We start from the raw sequence: 21042 nt of genomic DNA on the forward strand, positions 1-21042 counted from the left end.
GTGCCATGACCACGTCCTCGCACCCCGTTCCCGGCCCCGTCGCGGGCTCCGGCCCCGAGGCCGCCGCGCGGAGCGCCACCGCGCTCGCCCGGCTCGCCCGCATGGACATCGCGTTCCTGAACTGGCGCGACCCCTGGCATCCGGACGCCGGCGGCGCCGAGGCGTACGCCCACGAGATCGCCCGGCGCTTCTCGGCGGCCGGGGCGCACGTCACCTTCGTCTCGTCGCGGTACCCCGGCTCGCGCGCCCGGGAGTACCGCGACGGGCTGCGGATCGTCCGGGGCGGCGGCACCTTCGGCGTGTACGCGGCGGCCGCGGCCCACCTGCTGCGCAACCGGCACGCGTACGACGCCGTCGTCGACTTCCAGAACGGCATCCCGTTCTTCTCGCCGCTGTTCACCCCGCGCTGGACCGCCGACCTGTGCGTCATCCACCACGTCCACCAGCACCAGTTCGACGTGCGGTTCCACTGGCCGATGAACGCGGTGGGCAGGCTCCTGGAGAAGCAGGTCAGCCGGACCGTCTACCGGGGCCGGCCGGTCGTCGTGGTCTCCCCCTCCACCCGCGAGGGCGCCCGGCGCGAGCTCGGCTTCGGCAACACCCTGCACATCGTGCCCAACGGGCGCCCCGCCGGGGCGCCGGACGCGCCCTCCGGCGCCCGTAGCGAGACGCCCGCGCTGACCGTGGTCAGCCGCCTGATGCCGCAGAAGCGGGTCGACCTGCTGGTGCGGGCCATGCCCGCGCTGCTGCGCCGGATCCCCGCGCTGCGCGTGGACGTGTGCGGCGACGGGCCCGAGCTGGCCGCGCTGAAGGAGCTCGCGAGCCGCCTCGGAGTGGCCTCCGCCGTCGTCTTCCACGGGCGCGTCAGCGACGCGCGCCGGGCCGAGCTCTTCCACCACGCGTGGCTGACCGTCGTGCCGTCCGTCGCCGAGGGCTGGGGCCTCACCGTGATCGAGGCGAACGCCGTCGGCACCCCCGCCCTCGCCTACGACGTGCCGGGCCTGCGCGACGCCATCCAGCCGGGTGTCAACGGGCGCCTGCTCGATCCCTCGGCCGACCTCGCCGACGGCGTCGCGGCGGCCCTCGCCGAACTCGCCGCCCCGGACGCCCGGCGACTCGCCGCCGCGCGCTGCCGCGCCTGGGCCGCCGCCTTCTCCTGGGACGCCAGCGCAGAACGGCTCGCGCAGGTCCTCCTGGAGGAGCTGCGGCGCATCCACCGGCACCGGCGCTCCCGGCGCGGCCCCAACGACCTCGCCGTGCTCGGCCGGTTCACCGCCCCGGACGCGGAGGCCGTCGAGCGGGCCGCCCGCGACGCGCTGCGCCAGACCGACGTGTGGCGCCGCGAGGGCGACTCCTTCCAGGTGCTGCTGCACGGCTGCGACGAGGTGCAGGCACTGGCCGCGCTCGCCCGGCTCGGCGTGCGCGACGCGTCCGTGGCACTGGCCGGCGGCCGGGACGTCCTGGTGGGCGGGGCGTCCCGGCACCTCCCCGGCACGGCACGGCGCACCCCTCGGCCGCCTCGCCCCGGCTCCGGGCGGGAGGCCCCCGGCTCCGGGCGGGAGGCCGCGTCATGACCTCCGCCCAGCCCGTCGCCGCCCGCTCCGAAGCGCTCCCGGACGCGGTCACCGCGGTACGGGGCGCCCGCTGGATCGCGACGGCCGCGGTCGCCGCCGGGGTGCTCAACTACGTGTACGCGCTGGCCCTGACCCGACTCCTCGACGTCTCCGCGTACGCCACGTTCGCGGCGGGGCAGGGCCTCGTCGTGTGCACGGCGGCGGTCGCCGTGGTGACCGTGCCGTGGATGCTGGCGCAGGCGCTGGCGCGGGCCCGGTCGGAGGACGAGCGGGCCGAGGCGGTGCGGTTCGCGGTGGTGACCGGGGTGGCCGGCGGGCTGGTCGCGGCGCTCGTGGTCGGCACGGTGTCCGCGCAGTTCGCGGGCGCGGCGACGGTCGCCGTGATCTCGGCCGCGACCTTCCTCATCTACGTGACCCGGGTCAGCGCGGGGTGGCTCCAGGGCACCGAGCGGCTGCGCACCCTCGCGGTCCTGACCGCCGCCGAGGCGGTGCTGAAGCTGGCCGTGGGGCTGCTGTTCGTCTCGGTCCTGGGCCTGGGCGAGACGGGCGCCCTCGCGGCCTTCGCCGTCGCCGTCGTGCCGTACTTCTTCTGGCGCCCCCGCCGTCCGCGCGGCGGCCGGGGCCGCCCGTGGCTGACGGCGGCCGGCAACCGTGAACTGTGGCGGCGGGCCGTCGGGGTCGCCTCCCTCCAGGGCGTGGTCGCGCTGATGGCGGCGGTGGACGTGATCCTCGTGGCGATCCTCCCCACCGACCGCTCCGCCGCGGCGAGCTACCAGGCCGCGGTGATGCTGGGCCGGGTGCCGCTGTTCCTCGCGGGCGCGGTGTCGATCGCCTTCCTGCCCGCCCTGTCGCGGCGCCGGGCCGGCACCGCCCTCGCGGGCGACGCGCTGCGGATGTACCTGATGGTGGCGCTGCCGCTGACGGCGGTCGCCGCCACCACACCCGCCGCCCTCCTGGACCTCCTCTTCCCCTCCGGCTACGCCCGGGTCAGCACGCTCCTCGCGCTCACCGCCGTCACCGGTCTCGCGCTCGGGGCACTCGCCCTGCTGGTGACGTTCTGCCAGGCCGTCAACGACTACGCGTGCGTGCTGCCGCTGCTCGCGGGGCTCCTGCTGTACGTGACGGGGCTCGCCGTGGGCTGGTCGGCGAACGGCGTGTTCGGCATGGCGGTCGGCGGCATGTGCGGCACCGTGACGGCGCTGGCGCTGTTCGCGGTCCGGCACGCGCGCCGGTACGGGTTCGGCCCGCCGAAGGGCCTGTTCGGGGTGTCGCTGCTGTGGCCGCCGGTGCTCGTGGCGGCGCTGGCCCTGCTGCGCCCGCACACCGTGGCGTGGCTGCTCGCCGCCCTCACCGTCACGGCCCTGGCGCTGTGGTGGTTCTTCGGGCGGCGCAGCGAGCCGACCGGGGACGGGGCGCCGGAGCCGGCGAGGCCCGGGCCCGCGTCCCCGTCGGACGAGGAGCGGTCCGTGCGGCTGCTGGTGGACGCGGTGTGGCGGGGGCGCCCGGGACCCGCCGGGGACACGGAGCTGCTCGGGGCGCTGGCCGTGGCGCGGCGCAACCAGGTCGAGGGCCTGCTGGCGCGCGCGTACCCGGACCGGCTGGCCGCCGTCCGGGCCGAAGTGGACGCCGCCACCGGTCTGTTCCGGCGCAATCTGACGGAGTCGACCGCGCTGCTGCGGTCCGCCGGCATCCCCACCGTCCTCATCAAGGCCGACCTGTCGGGCGACTACGTGTATGGCAACTTCGACCTGGTGGTCCCGACCGGCCGCTGGGAGCAGGCACAGGAGGCGCTCGCGGGCTGGTACGTGCACCGGGAGCGGTACTGGCTGGAGCGTTCCAGCAAGGTGCTCCTGGAGCCGCCGACGGGTCCCTCGGCCCATCTGCACATCGCGGTCTCGTGGTTCGGGGTCCCGGTGGTGCCGACCGACCGCCTGTTCGCGCGCGCCGTTCCCGGCCAAGGCGCCGACGGCGACGGCGGCAACGGCGGCAACGGCGGCAACGGGCATGGTGACGGCGTCGGCTGGCTGGTGCCCTGTCCCGCCGACCGGCTGCGGATCTGGCTCGCCCACGCCCTGTTCCAGAACCTCACCCTCGACCTGTCCGAACTGCTCGCCCTGCGCGAGCTGCTGAGCCCCCCGGTGGTCGCCGAGGCCCGCCGGGAGGCGGCCCGCGAGGGCTGGTCGGCGGGTGGCGCGCGCGCCCTCGCCACGGCCCTCGCGGCGATGGAACGGCTCGACCGCGGGGAGCCGGTGCCGCTGCCGGTGCCGCTGCCCGTGGCGACCTCGCTGCGGGCCGGGGCCGAGCACTCGGGCCATCTCCTCGGCGCGGGTCGGGTGCGCACGGCGGCCCGCGAGGCCTCGCTGCGGGTGCCGCTCGTGGTGACCAAACGGGTGCGGAGGCGGGTGCCATGACCAGGATCACGAACCCGGGGGCGCCGCCCGGCCGCGGCCCGCGCGGGCCCCTGCGGGTGGCCGTGTCCGGGCCGGACAACACCGGCAAGTCCTCGCTGGTGCACGCCCTCGCGGGCCTGCTGCGGGAGCGCGGCTTCGCGGTGGCCACGACGCACTGCTACGGATGCTTCCTCTGCCGGGGCTTCCCGGTCCCCCCACGGGTGAGGGACGAAGAGGGACCGGGCGGGACGGGGAGGTCGGGGAGAACGGGGGAGGACGAGTGGGCACGGCGGTCCGCGCATCCCGAGCGCCGGGGATCGTGGTTCCGGCGTGCCCACGCGTTCCTCGACGCGGGCGAGCTGACCCTGCGGATCCGGGTGGCCCGGCTGCGCGTCGGCCTGGTCTCCCGGGGCCGTCCGGCCGTCGTCGTCACCGACCGCGGCCCGCTGGACGGCCTGGTGAAGTTCGACCTGCCGCCCGGCCGTGGCGCGGCCCGGACCTTCGCCCGGGCGGCCGAGGGCTATGACCTGACCCTGCTCCTGGAGGCCTGCCCCGACACCCTGAACGAGCGCGGCTGGGAGGCCGCCGCGGGCTCCGCCGCCGCCTGGTGGGCGCGGTACCGCGCGTGGGCGGCCCGGCTGGACCGGGTGGCGCGGGTCGACGCCGAGCGCCCGGCCCGGCTGGTGGCGGACGCCGCCCTGGAGCACGTCCTGGACTCCGTACGACCCGAGGAACGTCCGCCGGATCCGCGGTCCGGCGGGCGCAAGCGGGTCGTGGTGTCCATCTACGACGACGCGGACAACAGCGACTACCGGGGCGGCGGGGCGCTGGTGGTGGAGAAGCTGGCCCGGCGGCTCGCCGAGCAGTACCGGGTGACGGTGGTGACCGCCGGGCGCCGGGGCGGGACCCGGCAGCGCGACGGCGTCCGCTACGTCCGGCTGCCGGTGTGCCGGGCCGGTCCCCGGGCCGGGCAGCTGCTGTTCCTGATGCTGCTGCCGGTGGTGGCGCGCCGGATCCCGCACGACGTGTGGCTGGAGAGCTTCACCCCGCCCTTCTCGACCAGCTTCCTGCCGCTGGTCACCCGCTCCCCCGTCGTCGGCATCGACCAGGGCCGGGCCGCCGAGGCGCTGTCCCGCCGCTACCACCTGCCGTTCACGCTGGTGGAGCGGCTGGGGCTGCGCTGCTACCGGCACATCGTGACCCTGAACGAGGCCGACGCCTCCGCCGAACGGCTGCTGAGCCCGCGCGCCGACGTCCATGTCATCGCCAACGGGGTGGAACAGCGGCAGCTCGACGACGCGCGCCTCGGCAGCGGCGACACCATCCTCTTCCTGGGCCGCGTCGACACCTGGGTCAAGGGCCTCGACCTGCTCCTGGACGCCTACCGGCGGGCCCGTCCGCCGATGGACCTCGTCCTGGCCGGCGGCGGCACCCCCGCCGAGGAGCGGCGGCTGCGCCAGCTCCTCGCCGGGCAGGGCCCGGGGGTCCGCTGGGTGGGGTACGCGGACGAGGAGCACAAGCGGCGCCTGCTGCGGGACAGCGCCTTCGTGGTGCTGCCCTCGCGTCACGAGACCTTCGGCCTGGTGGCCCTGGAGGGCATGACGTACGGCAAGCCGGTGCTGCACTTCGACCTGCCGGCGCTGCGCTGGATGCGCGGCGGCGGCGACATCGCCGTACCGCCCTTCGACACGGCGGCGTACGGCGCGCGCATGCGGGCGCTGGCGACCGATCCGGCGCTGCGCAGGCGGCTCGGCCGGCAGGCCGGTCTGGCCGCCCAGCACTACACGTGGGACGAGATGACGGGCCGCTACCTGGCCCTGGTCCGGCGACTCGTGGAGGCGCCCGCCGTGCCGCGGCGGCCGAGGAAGGACAGGGGTGTGCCATGGCAGACGACCCGCTGACGGTGCTCACCGCCCGTACGGCCCCGCTCCTCGTCCTCTCACCGCACCCGGACGACGCCGTGCTGTCCTGCGGCGCCCTGCTCGCCGCGGTGCGCAGACCGGCGGCGGTGACCGTCCTGACGGTGTTCACCGAAGCCGCGCCGCCGCCGCACACCCTGTCCGCCCGGCAGTACCTGCGGCAGACGGGCGCCGCGCACGCCGACGAGCTGTACGCGGAGCGGCGCGCCGAGGACCGGGCGGTGCTGGCCCGCCTCGGCGTGGTCCGCTTCCACGCGGGCTTCGTCGACGGCCTGTTCCGGCCCCGTCCCGATCCGGGGCGGTGGCGCGTCCGGGCCGCGCGGCTGGTGCCCGAACTGGGGCACGTCTACCCGACGTACCGGCTGCACCTGTCCCGCGGCCGGCTCTCCTCCCGGGACGGCGAGACGCTGCACCGGGTGACCGAGACCATCCGGGAGCTGCTGCCGCGCGGGCGGGGTCTGCTGCTCGCGCCGCTCGGCGTGGGCGGGCACGCCGATCACGTGCTGGTGCGCACGGCGGCGGCGCTGAGCGGGCTGCCGGCCGTCTACTACAGCGACTTCCCGTACTGCCTGCGGGCCGCCGCCGACCCGGCGTTCACCGCCGGGCTCGGCGCCACCGAGGCGACCTGGGACCGGGGGCTCGACGCCAAGGCGGAGCTGATCCGGGGCTACCGGACCCAGGTGGACGCCCTGTTCCCCGGCGGGCGCATCCCCCGCGTCCCCGAGGTGTACCTGCTGCCCGCCGGGGTGCCGGACGCGGCGGCCCGTACCGCCGGAGGCCCGTCATGACCCTCCCCCGCCCCTTCACCGCACAGGCGTCGGAGCGGGCCGCCGAGCCGCCCGGACCCGTGCGCGCCCGGGCCCCGCGGCGGCCGGTCCCCACGTTCGTGTACGCGCTGTTCGCGGCGGCCCTGACGGTGACGCTGCGGCTGGTGCAGGTGGGCCGGGCCGGTGACCTGTTCGTGGACGAGACGATCTACCAGGAACTGGGGCGGGGCGCGCTGCACGGCGGCTTTCCCGGCACCGAGGAGGGCCTGTTCTTCCTCCATCCGCCCGGGTTCTTCTACCTGGAGGCCGGCTGGATGAAGCTGTTCGGGGAGCACCAGGACGTCGTCGCCCAGGTGCACTCGCTGCGGGTGCTCAACGCGCTGCTCGCCGGGGTGACGGCCGCGCTCCTCGTGGCCCTGGTGGCGCGCATCCGGTCGCGTCCGGCGGGCCTGGTCGCCGGTCTGGTCTTCGCCCTGGACCAGTTCTGCATCCGGCAGAACAACCGGGTGCTCCTGGAGACCGACACGATGGTGTGGGTGCTCGCCGGTTTCCTGGTCCTGGTGCCGCTGTGCCGGGATCCGCTGCCGCGCGGGCCCCGGCTCCGGGCCGCCGCCACCGGACTGCTCCTCGGCACGGCCGTCCTGACGAAGGACCACTCGGCGCTGATCACGGTGCTTCCGCTGCTGCTCGCGCTGGCGCTGGGCTGGGGGCCGCCACGCCGGCTGACCGCGCTGGCGGCGCTGTGCGCGGTGCTGCCGTACACCGTGTACGTGAGCCTGGTGCTGGGCTTCGGCCACGGGACGCTGTTCTGGGACGAGAAGTCCCACGGTGTGCGGCGGCTGCTCGGCTTCGTCCAGGAGACCGGGTTCAACGCGCCCGGCACCCCCTCCCTCTCGGGACGCCTGTTCGCGGAACTCCCCGGGTACGCGACCACGTACCTGCTGCTCCTGCTCACGCCGGTGGCGCTGTACCTGCTGCTGCGCCGCCGCGAGCCGGTGTACCGGCTGCTCGCCCTGTTCCACGCCTGCGCGATCCTCACCCTGGCGTACGCGCTGGGGCTCGGCACCCTGGAGGAACAGGCCCTGTACCTGCTGTTCGTGCCGAACCTGGTGGCGCTCGCCGTCACCGTCCCGGTGCCCCGGCACCGCCCCGCGCTGCGGCTACTGGCGGTAGCCGGCCTCCTCGGCGTGCTCGTCACCCCGGCGGTGGTGTACGCCTCGGACCGCTGGCAGCCCGACGACGGCTTCGCGAAGCTCCAGGCGTACCTGCGGACGCACGTCCCGGCCGGCAGCGGCATCGTGACGGTCGACGGGCAGCGGACCCGTGGCGTCAGCTACTGGACCTTCGAGGACCGCTACCGCCTCGGCAACTGGGTCACCCCCGGGGAGCGGAGCGCGAACCGCGCCCAGTACGCGATCGTGCCCTGGAAGGTCGTCGAGCAGGGGTACGGGCGCACCCCGCTGCCCGAGGTCCGCGAACTGACCCGCGGGGCCCGGCTGCTGTTCGACTTCCACGGTCCCACCTACGGATCGCTCGCGCTGTACGAGCTCCCGCCGCTGCCCGACCGTCCGGCGGGGCCGCGATGAGCACCCTGCCGCGCCGCCCGCGCGTCCTGCTCCTGACCAGCAGCCCGCTGGACGGGGCGGACGGCGCCGACGTGCGGCTCGCCTCGGACGTGCTGGGGGCGCTGCCCGACGTCGAGTTCGTGTGGTTCTCGCAGTGGCCGCACCGGCGCGGGCGCCCGCCATCGCACCCGCACGGGGCGCACACGGTGCGGATCCTGTCCCGGGACGGGGTGCCGCACGTGCCCGAGCGGGTGCAGTCGGCGCTGGCCGGGGCGGTGTTCGCGCGCCGCTGCGACCTGGTGCACGCCTTCCTGACCGTCGGCCGCACGCTTCCGGCGTTCTCCCGGCTGCGCCCGCTGCTCCTCGGCGCCCGGCCGGTGGTGCACACCGTCCCCGGGGTGATGGACCCGCGGCTGCTGCCCCGGGTCCGGCCGCTGGGGACGACGGTGGCGCTGTCCGAGTCGATGGCGCGCCGGCTGCGGGCCGCGCGCTTCGATGACGTACGGGTGATCCCGCCGATGATCCCACTGGAGGACTGGCCGCCGCGGCCCCGTCCCCGCGGGGTGCCGCTGGTCCTGTACGCGGGTCACCACGACCCGCAGGGCGGGGCGGAGATCGCCGTGGAGGCGGCGGCGGAGGCCGCCCGTTCGGGGGCCGCGTTCCGGCTGGTGCTCGCGATGCGCGGGCGCCCGGGGCAGGACGCCCGCGCCCTGGAGGAGGCGCTGCGCGAGAAGGCGGGGGCCGAGGGGCTGGTGGACGTGGAGGTCCGCGGCTACGTCGACGACATGCGGGAGCTGATCGCCTCCGCGCACGTGCTGCTGTTCCCGCCGCCGGTGATCGGCGGCAAGGCGGACATCCCGCTGACCGTGCTCCAGGCGCTGGCCACCGGCCGGCCGGTGATCCTCAGCGACCTGCCGCAGTTCGCGGACTTCGGCAACGCGGTGCTGCGGGCCCCGGCGGGCGACGCGCGCCGCACCGGGCAGCAGCTGGTGTGGCTGCTCGACCAGCCGCGCTCCTGGGACGTGCTGGCGGAGCGCGGGCGGGCCGCGGTGGAGGAGCACTTCGGGCCCGAGCGGTTCGCCGCGCAGTACGCCGCGCTCTACCGGGAGCTGCTGACATGAGGCTCCCCCGGCCGGCCGGGCACCTGTCGCTCGGTCTCCTCGCGCTCCTCGCGGCGCTCGCGCTGGTCGCCGCGGCCCTCGGCGCCCTGCACCGGAGCACGCCGGAACCGGCGGCCTCCCCGTACGCCTTCGGCACGCTCCAGACCGATCCGGAGCGGGCGGCCACCGAGTACGCGCACGGGCTGCGGGTCGCCCATCTCCAGATCGACTGGAGCCGGTTCGAGCCCGAGAAGGGCGTGTACGACGCGGGGTACGCGCGGCAGGTGAAGGAGCGGCTGCGGGCCTTCCGGGACGCGGGGCTGCGGGTGGAGGCGGGGCTCGGGCTCAACCATCCGCCGGACTGGCTGGTCGACGCCTACCCCGAGTCGGTGTGGCGCAACCAGTACGGGGAGACGTCGTCGACCACGCCGAACATCGTGTTCAGCGCCCCCGTCCGGGCCGAGGTCGCCTCGTACGTCCGGCAGGTGAAGGACCGGATCGGGCTCGACGAGGTGTGGGCGATCCGGCTCGGCGTCGACGAGAACGGAGAGTTCGGCTATCCGGCGCCCGTGTCCGAGGGGCACGCCGACGCCGAGTTCTGGGCCTACGACCGGCACGCCCAGGCGGCGAGCCCGTACCCCGGCTGGCGGCCCGGGGAGCGCACGTACCAGGGGGCGCCGTTCACCGAGCGCCAGGTGCGGCGCTGGTACGACTGGTACCTCGCGTCCCTCGCCGACGCGGTGAACTGGGAGATCGGCCTGTACGGCGGGCTCGGTCACCACGGGCCGCTGAAGGTGCTCGTACCGGGCGCGGGTTTCCATCCGTCCGACTACAGGGCCGCCGTCTCCGGGTACCTGGACGGGACCCGCTCGGCGCGGCTGATCGGCCGGGGCGTCGGCTTCTTCGTCACCCTGGGGCTGCTCGACCACCGGGCCGACGTGCACCTCGTCACCACCGCCCTGGTGGACGGCACCGGCGTCCCCGTCGACAACGGCTGCGCCCCGGGCGACCCGAGGACGGTCGCCGCCGCCGTCGCGGGCGGTGCGCCCGCCGCCGACGACGCGGTCCGCTCCTGGTCCTCGCCGCGCTGGGTGGCGGCGGTGGCCCGCTCCGAGGGCTTCGCCCACCTGGACGGGGAGAGCGCGGGCCAGCAGGTGGCCCCGTACGGGCCCGGTGTCATGGCGGCGGCCTTCCGCCAGTTCGACTCGTGCCGTCTCGAAGGGCTGATGTGGGCCTTCGACCACAACCTGTACGACGGGACGCCGGGTTCCTCGCTGGAGGCGTACACGGCGATGGTCCGGGCGCGCACGGAGGGGAGGTGAGGGACCGGGCCGGGCTCAGGGGGCGGGCTCAGGGGCGGGCTCAGGGGCGGGCTCAGGACGCGGGCCGCTCGGCGGTGAGGAGGAGGACGCCGGTGTCCCCGTACTCGGGCAGGGTGCGGTCCTTGGCCAGCCGGGCGATGCGCAGCGCGGTGGTGCGCGGGGCGAACACGGTGCGCAGCGCGGTCTCGTCGACCGGGCAGGCGGGCCACACCGGCCCGTCCCCGACGCGGTAGCTGGGCATGCATTCCATGAAGGCGGCGACGAGCCGTCCGCCGGGGCGGACCGCGCGGACGAACGCCTCGCAGAGGACGGTGAACTCGGCGAAGTCCTCGGTGACGCTCTCGGCGACGAAGTTCATGGAGGCGCTGTCGTAGACGCCGTCGGCGAGGTCGCCCGCGTCGCCGGCGACGACCCGGACCCGGGCGAGCGCCTCGGGCAGGGTGGCGGGGAGCGTGGGGTTCAGGGTCCGGCACAGGTCGTAGAAGGTCACCCAGGAGGCGTCGGGGCCGTGGGTGAGCTGCTCGCGGAGGTAGGCGCGGCAGGCGGCGGAGGGTTCGAGGGCGTCGACGCGGCGGACGGCCCCGGCGGCGAGCATCAGCGGGTAGAGGTTGGGGCCCGCGCCGAGTTCCAGGGAGCGGGCCGTGCCCCGGGGGGCGAACCCGCGGTAGAAGGTGGAGTGGTGGTGGATGACGCCGATGTCGCAGGGGTGCAGCCGGCGGTAGTTCTCGGCCAGGTAGGCGTCGACGGGCCAGGCGTCCCAGTCCGCGTCGCGGTTGCGGCGGGGCGTGGCCGGTCGGAGGGCGGGGCGGCGGGCCTCGGACATCACGGCTCCGTGGACCGTCCGGCCGGCACCGCGCGAGGCGGGCCGGGCGCGCTGTGCTGGAGCGGGAAGTGCCGGGCGAGGGCGGTGAGCGCGTCGTCCAGCTGGTCGATCTCCTCGTCGGTGTTGGCGGCGGTGATCTGGACCCGGAAGCCGACCCGGTCGCGCGGCACCAGCGGGTAGCTGGCCAGGGTGACGTAGATGCCGCGCTCCCACAGGAAGGCGGCGACGGCCGCGAGGTCGTCCGCTCGGGCGAGGGGGATCTCGACGATGGGCAGTCCGTCGGTGTTGGGGGTGTCGATGCCCAGACCGCGTACGTGGTGGAGGACGCGGGCGGTCCTGCGGTGCAGGTCGGCGCGGAGCGCGTCGCCGCGTTCGTCGTTGACGTGGAGTCCGGCGAGGGCGGTGGCGAGCGAGGCGGTCGGCGAGGGGCCGGAGTACAGGTACGGGGCGGCGGCCACCTTGAGGTGCTCCTTGAGGCGCCGGGGCACGGCGAGGAAGGCGAGGAGCGAGGAGTACGCCTTGGAGAAGCCGCCGACCAGGACGATGCCGTCGTAACTCTCGCCGAGGTGCCGGACGATGCCGTTGCCGCGCGACCCGTAGGGGCTGGTCTCGCCCGGGCCGCGTTCGCCGATGACGCCGAAGCCGTGGGCGTCGTCGACGTACAGCAGGGCGCCGTGCGCCCGGCAGACGCGGGCGAGTCCCGGCAGGTCGGGATAGTTGCCGGTCATGCTGTTGACGCCGTCCATGCACACCAGCCGGGGGCCGCCGCCGTGCGCCGCGCGCAGCATCGCGTCGAGCTCCCAGGGCCGGTCGGCGTGGAAGCGGTGCACCTCGGCGCCCTGGCCGCGGGCGATGACGCAGGCGTCGTAGATCGTGCGGTGCGCCTGGGCCTCGACGTAGATCCGGCCGCCGGCGGCGAGCAGCGGGATGACCGACTGGTGGATGAGGGTGATGGTGGGCAGCAGCAGGGTGTCCGGGGCTCCGAGGAGGTCGGTGAGCCGTTCCTCGATCCGGGGGTAGAGGCGGGGGCTGCCGATGAGCCGGGACCAGCTGGGGTGGGTGCCCCAGGTGCGGACCTGGGGGTCGATGGCGGCCATGATCTCGGGGTCGAGGTCGAAGCCGAGGTAGTTGCAGGACGCGAAGTCGATCAGCCAGTGGTCGCCGACGCGGAGCCTGCGCCCGTCGATCTCGTCGATGACGGCGTCGCACATGGGGCTGGTGCGCTTGAGCCGTTCCAGGTCGTGCCAGCGGGCGTCGGGGCGGGAGGAAGAGGAAGAGGAGAAGGAGGAGCGGGTCCGGGCGACGGACGGGGAGGCAGTGGGTGTAGGCGTGTGGGTCGTGTGGGTCGTGTCGGCGGCTTCGGGCGGTGGGGGCGGGGCGGCGGCCCGGGCCCGGGCGGCGTGCGCGGCCGGTTCGGGGGCGCGGTGCAGGAAGGTCTCGGCCTGGTGGGCGGTCATCGGCCGGGCGAAGAGGAAGCCCTGTCCGAAGCGGCAGCCCATGTCGGCGAGGAGGGCCCGCTGTTCCTCGTTCTCGATGCCCTCGGCGACGACCTGGAGTCCGAGGACGTCGGCGATGCGGACGATGCCCTCGACGAGGGCGACCTGTTGCCGGTCGGTGGTGATGTCGTCGATGAACGACTTGTCGACCTTGAGGACGTCGATGGGGAACTCGCGCAGATAGCTGAGCGAGGAGAAGCCGGTGCCGAAGTCGTCGATGGCGATGGAGACCCCGAGGTCCTTCAGGGACCGCATGGTCGCGCCGATCTGCTCGTCCCTGCGCATCAGGACGCTCTCGGTGAGTTCCAGGACGAGGGAGTCGGCGGCGAGCCCGGTGGAGCGCAGGGTGCGCCGCACGATGTCGAGCAGCCCGGGGTCGCGGAACTGGCGGGCGGAGACGTTGACGTTGACGCGGAGCGGCGGGGTGCGGGGCCGGGTGCGCTGCCAGCGGGAGATGTCCCGGGCCGCGTGGTCGAGGACCCAGGCGCCGAGCGGCATGATGTGCCCGCTCTCCTCGGCGAGGGTGATGAACTGGTCCGGCGGGACCATCCCGCGGCGGGCGTGCGGCCAGCGGATCAGGGCCTCGAAGCCGGCCAGGGCGCCGTCGTCGACCTGGACGATGGGCTGGTAGCGCAGGGCGAAGGCGTGGTCGGCGATGGCGGTGTCCATGCCGGCCTGGAGTTCGTGACGGGCGACCAGCCGGGAGTGCAGCTCGGGCCGGAAGCGGCGCCAGCGCTTCTTGCCGGCGGCCTTGGCCGCGTACAGGGCGAGGTCGGCGTGGCCGAGGAGTTCCTCGGCGTGGGCGCTGTCGAGGACGGTGGCGACGCCGACGCTGGTGGAGACGGAGACGGCGCCGTCGGTGAGGCGGAAGGGCTGGCTGAGGGTGTGCACGATCTCGGCGGCGAGGGCCTCGGCGTCGCCGGGTTCGCGGGCGCCCTCGATGAGGACGCCGAACTCGTCGCCGCCGAGCCGGGCGGCGGTGTCGGTGAGCCGGAGCACGGAGGTGAGGCGGCGGGCGACGGCGACGAGGAGTTCGTCGCCGACGGAGTGGCCCATGGTGTCGTTGACGACCTTGAAGTCGTCGAGGTCGACGAAGAGCATGCAGGTCAGGGTGGCTTCGCGACGGCCGCGCAGCAGGGCCCGCTCGATGCGTTCCAGGAGCAGCACCCGGTTGGGCAGGCCGGTGAGCGAGTCGTGGAAGGCGCGGTGGGTGAGTTCGCGCTCCAGTTTGCGCTGTTCGGTGACGTCCCGGAGGGTCAGGACCAGGCCGTGGACGGTGACCTCGTTGCGCAGGTTGCTGCAGCGGACCTCGACCTCCAGGTCGGCGGCGCCGCCGTGGAGCAGCTTCCAGTCGTCGCGGGCGTCGATGTCGCCGCGGGCGCGGACGTCGGCGAGGATCCGCAGGGCGCTCTGCGCGTCGCCGGGGGCGAGGAGTTCGGTGAGGGGGGTGCCGGGCAGCAGGGAGTGGCCGAACATCGACTCGGCGGAGGGGCTGGCGTACCGGACGGTGTCGTCGTCGTCGACGATGAGGATGACGTCCGAGGTGTTGTGCACGAGGGTGCGGAAGTATGCCTCGCTGGTGCGGCGGCTGACCTCCTCGCTGAGTCCGAAACGCTCCAGGGCGAGTGCCGCCTGGGAGGCGAGGGACTGGGCGGGGCCGGCGATCTCGGACAGTTTCTTGTCCGTGCCGGCGAAGAGGACCGCGCCGAGGAGCGGTTCGCCGGCGGCGGGGGCCTGGAGGGCGAGCGGGCAGACCAGGACGTGGCTCTCGGGCTCGGCCGCGGCGGCGAGGGCCGGGTCGAGGCGGTCGACGGGGAGCAGGCGGCGCCCGTCGCCGAGGAGTTCGGTCCAGGGGATCCCCCGGCGTTCGGGTCCGGTGATCTCGGCGATCTGGATGTTCCAGGGGTGGCCGGCGGTGGGCACGGCGGTGAGCCGGCCGCGCCGGTCGCGGGCGAGGAGGATCGTGTGGTGCGGGGTGCCGGCGCCGAAGAGGGTGGCGGTCGCGGTCTCGACGGCCGCGGCGACCTCGCGGGGGCTCAGGGCGGCGACCAGGGAGGCCGCGGCGACGCGCAGGCTGCGTTCGCGGGCCTCGGCCTTGCGGTGGTCGGCCATCATGCCCCAGAGCCGGGCCAGCACGAGCAGGAACATGATCGCGGAGAAGATCGCGATGACGCCGACATCGCGGTCGGGGTCCCGGCGCAGGGACTGGAAGAGCAGCAGGGCGGGCGCGATGAGGGACGCGGCGGCCAGCAGGAGGAGCCGCCGTTCGGCGATCCCGGGGGCCGGTGCGGGCGCGGGCTCGGTCAGGCCGGTCATCGAGGGGTGGAGGGCGGCGAGGCCCCAGGCGGTGAAGAAGACCACCCAGCCGAGGTCCCAGGGGGTGCCGACCTGCCAGGTGCCCTCCATCTGCTGCATGCCGTACACGACGTCGGAGAAGAGGATGCCGCAGGTGCCGAGGGTGAGGAGCTGGACGGCGCGGGAGCGCAGCCCGCCGGGGACGAGGAGGCGGGCGAGCATGGCGAGCATCAGGACGTCGCCGAGGGGGTAGGCGATGGAGATCGCGCGCTCGACCCAGGTCATGTCGGGGGACGTGGCGAGCGGGGTGATCAGGTTGACCCAGGAGAGCAGGGCGAGCCCGGAGGTGAGGATGAGCGCGTCGAGCGCCACCGCGAGGTCCCGTCCGGCGGCCCGGTGGCGGATGAAGCCGTACAGACCGACGGCGAACAGCGGATAGGTGACGAGGTAGAAGGCGTCCGCGACCGAGGGGAAGGGCCGGCTCTGGTGGAAGAAGGCTTCCAGCGCGTTGTACGCGGTGTCGCCGGCGACGAAGGTGAAGTTGGCGGCGGCGAGCACGAGCCAGGGCCAGCGGCGGGCCGGCCGGTGCAGCCGGACGCCGGTGAGGATGGCCGCGACACCGCTGAGGCCGATGAGCGCCCAGAGCACGGTGTGCCGGGACGGCACCTGGAGGTAGGCGACGGTCAGAGCGGCCACGAACAGCACGTACACGAGGGTCCACCGGCGCAGTGCGCCGGTCGGCTGCTGCAGCGGCATCGACGACCGCCCCCTTGCCAGGTGGCCCTTGGGACCCCGAGTACGTCCAGTCTCCCGGGTACGGCGGGGCCGTGCATCTCGCGGCGCCCGGGAGACCGGGGAGCGTCAGCGGGCGAGCTCGGCCATGGCGCCCCAGCCCTGCTGCGGCACCTCGACGTTGATGATCTCGGGGGTGGAGGCGATGGCTCCGGCCATCGTCTCCAGACCGGCCTTGAAGTGGGCGGACGCGACGTGGGCGGCTCCCGCCTCGGCGTCGGCGAAGGCCTCCAGGAGGACGTACTGGTGCGGGTTGTCGACGCTGCGCGACCAGTCGAAGAACAGGTTGCCCGGCTCCTCGCGGGTGGCGCGGGTGAAGTCGGCGACCAGGTCGAGCCAGGTGTCGGCGTGCTCGGGGCGGGCGGTGAACCGTACGGCGATGAAGATCATGCCTCCACGGTGCGCCGCCACCGGGCGCGCGGCCAGCCGGGGCGGCCGGGATTCCGGCAGGGTCGGAATCGGGGGGGTGCGGGGAGGCCGTCACATGGGGCGGAGGCTACGCGGAGACCGTCACACGGGGCGGAGGCTACGCGAAGGCCATCACACGGGGTGGGGCTATGGGGAGGTTGTTACATGGTGCGGGGGCTACGGGGAGTCCGTCACACGGGGCTGGGGCTACGGGGCGCCGGGCAGGGCCGCGGTGAAGAGCGGGACGGCCCGGGCGAGGGCCGCGCGCACGGCACCGTGTCGCTGCCGGAACCCGTCGGTGGGCAGGGAGACCGAGACGGCGTGCACGACCCCGTCCCGACGGGCGGCCGGCAGCACGGTGGCGAGACAGGTGTACGCGGGGTCCGCCTCCCCCACGGAGACGGCGAAGCCGCGCTCGCGCACCCGGGCGAGTTCCGCCTCGAAGCGCTCGGGGCTGGTGATGGTGCGCTCGGTGAACCGGGCCATGCCGTGGACGGCCAGATACCGCCGGCGCTGCGCGGCGGGCAGCTCGGCGAGCAGGGCCTTGCCGTGGGCGGTGGCGTGGGCGCGGGCCTCGGCGCCCGGCACGAAGGGATGCGCGGTGTCGGTGACCGGGGCGGTGGTGTCGACGACGGTGATCCGCCCGTCCCGGTAGGCCGTGAAGTACGCCTCGGCCCCGGAGGTCCGCCGCAGCAGCCCGAGCAGCTCGCCGATACCGGCCTCACCGCCGCCGAGCCCGTGATGGCGCTGGTAGGCACGGTGGAGCGCCGGGACGCGCGGCCCGGGCGCGTACCCCTCGGGGGTGCGGACGAGATGGCCCCGGGTGATCAGCGGACCGGCCAGGTGATAGACGGTCGACAGGGCGCAGCCGAGGGTACGGGCGAGCGCCTTGGCGCTGACGGGCCGGTCGGCGTCGGCGACGGCGTCGAGCAGCGCGAGGGCACGGTCGACGGACTGGGGTCCGGGCGGGGACGAGGAAGCGGACGGGGACGAGGGCACGGATCCAGCCTAGGGCCTGGCGGGAGGGCGACTCAACGAGTCAACCGGCCCACCAGATCCGGGTGAGATGATCCTCATAGTCCGATAAGCCCGATTCAGCGTACGGTGTACTGATACCCCTGACTCCTTACGCACCGGGAGGGTGTGTGCGCCGCTCCACGACCGACCACGCCACCGCGGCCCCCAGTGGGCGCCGCGGTCATATACGTAAGGCGGCGCTCGCGACCGGCGTGGTCGCGGCCGTCGCCGGCGGACTGTACGTGGCGGGCCTCGTCGCCGCCGGGGACGACATATCCGCGGGCACCCGTGTCGACGGGGTGGACATAGGCGGGCTGAGCCGCGCCGAGGCCGCCGCCCGGCTGACGTCCGCCGCCCCCGCCGCCTGGAAGGACCCGCTGAAGGTCCGTATCGGCGACACGGACGCGACCGTCGACCCGGAGGCCGCCGGACTCACCGTCGACGTGGCGGCCACCGCCGACAAGGCGGCGGACCCCTCGCGCGACCCCGTCACCGTGGTCGGCCGCCTCTTCTCCTCGGCCGAACGGGACATCGAGCCGGTCGTCGCCTTCGACGGCGCCAAGGCACGCGCGGCCGTCGACGCCGCGGCCAAGGAGCACGACCGGACGGTCCGCGAGGGCGCCGTGGCGTTCAAGGACGGCAAGGCGGTCGCCACCCAGCCGCGTGACGGACGCGCGCTGGACACGACGGCGGCGGTGGACGCCCTGCGCGGCGCCTACCCCGCGGCCGGCGGCTCGGCCCCGGTGACGCTGCCGGTCTCCGTGACGCAGCCGAAGGTGCGGGCGGCGGAGGTCTCCCGCTTCATGAAGGAGTTCGCCTCCCCCGCCATGTCCGGCCCGGTGACGCTGACGTCGGGCGACAAGCGGCTCGCGATCTCCGCGGCGACGCTCGGCGACCACCTGAAGGTGACGTCGGCCGACGGGCGCCTGAACTCGTCCCTCGACACCGCGTCCCTGCTGCGCGACCCCGATGTCGCGCGCCCGCTGGACGCCTTCACCGGTGCGCCGGTCGAGGCCCAACTCGGCGTACGGGACGGCAAGGTGGTCGTCGAGCAGGAGGGCCGGCCCGGCCGCGAGGTGTCGCCGGCGGCCTTCGGGCAGACGGTGGAACCGCTGCTCACGAAGGCGGGCACGACGGCACGCACGGCGGCGGTGCCGACGAAGGTGACCGAGCCCGAGCTGTCGTCGAAGTCGCTGGCCGCGCTGGGCATCAAGGAGCAGATGTCGACGTTCACGGTGAACTTCCCGAGCGCTCCGTACCGGACGACCAACATCGGCAGGGCCGTCGAGCTGATCAACGGCTCGGTGGTGAAGCCGGGCGAGGTGTGGAGCTTCAACCGCACGGTCGGCGAGCGCACGAAGGCCAACGGCTTCGTGGACGGCACGATGATCATGGACGGCCAGTACCAGAAGGCGCCGGGCGGCGGCGTCTCCGCGGTGGCCACCACGATGTACAACGCCCTGTTCTTCGCCGGTGTGCAGCCGGTCGAGCACGGCGCGCACTCCTTCTACATCGAGCGCTACCCGGCCGGCCGCGAGGCGACGGTCGCGTGGGGGACGCTGGACCTGAAGTTCCGCAACGACTCGGGCAACCCGATCTACATCAAGGCGAGTTCGACGGACTCGTCGGTGACGGTCAGCTTCCTCGGCACGAAGAAGTACGACTCGGTGGAGGCGGTCGCGGGCCCGCGCACCAACATCAAGCCGCCGGCCGAGCGCAAGGACCCGAGCCCGAAGTGCGAGGTCCAGGAACCGCTGGAGGGCTTCGACATCAAGGTCGACCGGGTCTTCAAGAACGGCGGGACCGAGGTGAAGCGCGAGACGTTCTCGACGCACTACACGCCGCGGGACAAGGTGACGTGCGTGGGCAAGGAGTGACGCGAGCCTGAACTCCGGCACGAGCCGAACGGCCGAGGGGCCCCTCTCCGTGGAGAGGGGCCCATCGGCCGTTCAAGGACACCGGCCGGGGGCCCCGGGCCCCGAAGACCCACCGACGCCCCACCCGCCGAAGCCTCAGACCTCGGCACCACCACGGACGGACCCTACAGAGGAGACCCCCGCCCCCTCCCCGCCATCGCCGTCACCGGCGATCTCGGCGAGGTCCCGGTGCCGGGTCTCACGGGCGCAGCCGATGGCGACGATCGTGAGCAGGGCGGCGGCGATGACGTAGAGGGCGATCGGGGTGGAGCTGTCGTAGTCGGCGAGCAGCGCGGTGGCGATGAGCGGGGCGGGGGCACCGGCGGCGACGGAGGAGAACTGGGCGCCGATGGAGGCCCCGGAGTAGCGCATGCGGGTCGCGAACATCTCGGAGAAGAAGGCGGCCTGGGGGGCGTACATGGCGCCGTGCAGGACGAGACCCACGGTCACGGCGAGCAGGAGGCTGCCGAAGGACCCCTGGTCGATCAGGGCGAAGAAGGGGAACATCCACAGCCCGACGCCCACGGCACCGACCAGGTACACGGGCCGTCGGCCGACACGGTCGGACAGGGCGCCCCAGAGCGGGATGACGGCGAAGTGGACGGCGGATCCGATGAGGACGGCGTTGAGGGCGGTCTGCTTGGAGAGCCCGACCTGGGTGGTGGCGTAGACGAGGATGAAGGCGGTGATGACGTAGTAGCTGATGTTCTCCGCCATACGGGCGCCCATGGCGATGAGCACGTCACGCCAGTGGTGCCTGAGGACGGCGACGAGCGGCATCTTCTCGGCCTGGCCCGCGGCGTCCGCCTTGCGCTGCTCGGCGGCGGCGAGGGCGGCCTTGAAGACGGGCGACTCGTCGACCGACAAGCGGATCCAGAGCCCGACGATGACGAGCACGCCGGAGAGCAGGAACGGGATCCGCCAGCCCCACGCCAGGAACGCGGAGTCGGACAGGAGCGCGGTCAGCGCGGAGAGCACGCCGGTGGCGAGCAACTGCCCGGCCGGCGCCCCGGTCTGCGGCCACGAGGCCCAGAACCCACGCCGCCGCGCGTCCCCGTGCTCGGACACGAGCAGCACGGCCCCGCCCCACTCGCCACCGAGCGCGAACCCCTGCACCAGCCGCAGCACGGTGAGCAGCACCGGCGCGGCCGACCCGACGGTGGCATGCGTCGGCAACAGCCCGATCGCGAACGTCGCCCCACCCATCAGCAGCAGACTCAGCACGAGCAGCTTCTTCCGCCCGAGCCGGTCCCCGTAATGCCCGAACACGAGCGCGCCCAAGGGCCGTGCCGCGAACCCGACGGCATAGGTGAGGAAGGACAACAGGGTCCCGACCAGCGGATCGGACTCCGGGAAGAACAACTTGTTGAACACCAACGCCGCGGCCGACCCGTAAAGGAAGAAGTCGTACCACTCGATGGTGGTCCCGATGAGGGACGCGGCGACGATGCGCTTGAGGGAACCGGGGGGCGTGGGGGCGTGTGTTGCGGCGGCCATGTGCACCACTTCCGAGCGGGGTGACGGGGACGTTGTCGTGTCGCCACACCGTAGGAATGGGCAGGTCAGGGGCGTATGTGGTGGGACACCACAGTTCCACCGCCCGAGGTGCGCGCAGCCACCATGCCCGCTCCGCCGGGCCGCGTCGAGCTCCGCCGGAC

At 74.5% G+C, this 21042-nt stretch carries 13 protein-coding genes; 8 read left to right on the forward strand and 5 right to left on the reverse strand.

The window, feature by feature from the left end; all coding sequences use genetic code 11:
* Nucleotides 1-5 precede the first annotated feature (5 nt).
* Genes AB0Q96_RS36190 through AB0Q96_RS36220 form a run of 7 tightly spaced genes read left to right on the forward strand, consistent with a single transcriptional unit; the run spans nucleotide 6 to nucleotide 10637 of the window.
* Nucleotides 6-1574, forward strand: a complete 1569-nt coding sequence (locus tag AB0Q96_RS36190) for a glycosyltransferase family 4 protein (protein WP_365333077.1) — start codon at nucleotides 6-8, stop codon at nucleotides 1572-1574.
* Nucleotides 1571-3985, forward strand: coding sequence for a lipopolysaccharide biosynthesis protein (locus AB0Q96_RS36195; RefSeq protein ID WP_365333079.1), 2415 nt, complete (start codon nucleotides 1571-1573; stop codon nucleotides 3983-3985). The genes AB0Q96_RS36190 and AB0Q96_RS36195 overlap by 4 nt, the downstream gene beginning before the upstream one ends.
* Nucleotides 3982-5865: a glycosyltransferase gene (locus AB0Q96_RS36200; protein WP_365333081.1), complete on the forward strand. Its 1884-nt coding sequence runs from the start codon at nucleotides 3982-3984 to the stop codon at nucleotides 5863-5865. Before AB0Q96_RS36195 ends, AB0Q96_RS36200 begins: the two co-directional genes overlap by 4 nt.
* Nucleotides 5847-6671 carry a PIG-L family deacetylase gene (locus tag AB0Q96_RS36205; protein WP_365333083.1) on the forward strand — a complete coding sequence of 275 codons (825 nt, stop codon included), beginning with the start codon at nucleotides 5847-5849 and terminating at the stop codon, nucleotides 6669-6671. Before AB0Q96_RS36200 ends, AB0Q96_RS36205 begins: the two co-directional genes overlap by 19 nt.
* Nucleotides 6668-8236, forward strand: coding sequence for a phospholipid carrier-dependent glycosyltransferase (locus AB0Q96_RS36210; RefSeq protein ID WP_365333085.1), 1569 nt, complete (start codon nucleotides 6668-6670; stop codon nucleotides 8234-8236). Before AB0Q96_RS36205 ends, AB0Q96_RS36210 begins: the two co-directional genes overlap by 4 nt.
* Nucleotides 8233-9336, forward strand: coding sequence for a glycosyltransferase family 4 protein (locus AB0Q96_RS36215; protein ID WP_365333087.1), 1104 nt, complete (start codon nucleotides 8233-8235; stop codon nucleotides 9334-9336). The genes AB0Q96_RS36210 and AB0Q96_RS36215 overlap by 4 nt, the downstream gene beginning before the upstream one ends.
* A complete protein-coding gene (locus tag AB0Q96_RS36220; protein WP_365333089.1) occupies nucleotides 9333-10637 on the forward strand; it encodes a beta-galactosidase in 1305 nt (434 codons plus the stop codon). The genes AB0Q96_RS36215 and AB0Q96_RS36220 overlap by 4 nt, the downstream gene beginning before the upstream one ends.
* Nucleotides 10638-10689: 52 nt before the next feature.
* Here AB0Q96_RS36220 and AB0Q96_RS36225 read toward each other — a convergent pair whose 3' ends face one another.
* The 4 genes from AB0Q96_RS36225 to AB0Q96_RS36240 all read right to left on the reverse strand — a co-directional run bounded on the left by AB0Q96_RS36225 (nucleotide 10690) and on the right by AB0Q96_RS36240 (nucleotide 17450).
* Nucleotides 10690-11460, reverse strand: a complete 771-nt coding sequence (locus tag AB0Q96_RS36225) for a class I SAM-dependent methyltransferase (RefSeq protein ID WP_365333091.1) — start codon at nucleotides 11458-11460, stop codon at nucleotides 10690-10692.
* Nucleotides 11460-16007, reverse strand: a complete 4548-nt coding sequence (locus AB0Q96_RS36230) for an aminotransferase class I/II-fold pyridoxal phosphate-dependent enzyme (protein ID WP_365333093.1) — start codon at nucleotides 16005-16007, stop codon at nucleotides 11460-11462. The genes AB0Q96_RS36225 and AB0Q96_RS36230 overlap by 1 nt, the downstream gene beginning before the upstream one ends.
* Nucleotides 16008-16112: 105 nt before the next feature.
* On the reverse strand, nucleotides 16113-16433 hold the full coding sequence (locus AB0Q96_RS36235; RefSeq protein ID WP_365333095.1) for a putative quinol monooxygenase: 321 nt from the start codon (nucleotides 16431-16433) through the stop codon (nucleotides 16113-16115).
* 225 nt (nucleotides 16434-16658) lie between these two features.
* A complete protein-coding gene (locus AB0Q96_RS36240; RefSeq protein WP_365333097.1) occupies nucleotides 16659-17450 on the reverse strand; it encodes an IclR family transcriptional regulator C-terminal domain-containing protein in 792 nt (263 codons plus the stop codon).
* 146 nt (nucleotides 17451-17596) lie between these two features.
* Here AB0Q96_RS36240 and AB0Q96_RS36245 point away from each other — a divergent pair, with 146 nt between their 5' ends.
* Nucleotides 17597-19345 carry a VanW family protein gene (locus AB0Q96_RS36245; RefSeq protein WP_365333099.1) on the forward strand — a complete coding sequence of 583 codons (1749 nt, stop codon included), beginning with the start codon at nucleotides 17597-17599 and terminating at the stop codon, nucleotides 19343-19345.
* 135 nt (nucleotides 19346-19480) lie between these two features.
* Here AB0Q96_RS36245 and AB0Q96_RS36250 read toward each other — a convergent pair whose 3' ends face one another.
* A complete protein-coding gene (locus AB0Q96_RS36250; RefSeq protein WP_365333101.1) occupies nucleotides 19481-20881 on the reverse strand; it encodes an MFS transporter in 1401 nt (466 codons plus the stop codon).
* Nucleotides 20882-21042: the final 161 nt, after the last annotated feature.

This window comes from Streptomyces sp. NPDC093111 (assembly GCF_040683955.1).
Classification (GTDB): domain Bacteria; phylum Actinomycetota; class Actinomycetes; order Streptomycetales; family Streptomycetaceae; genus Streptomyces.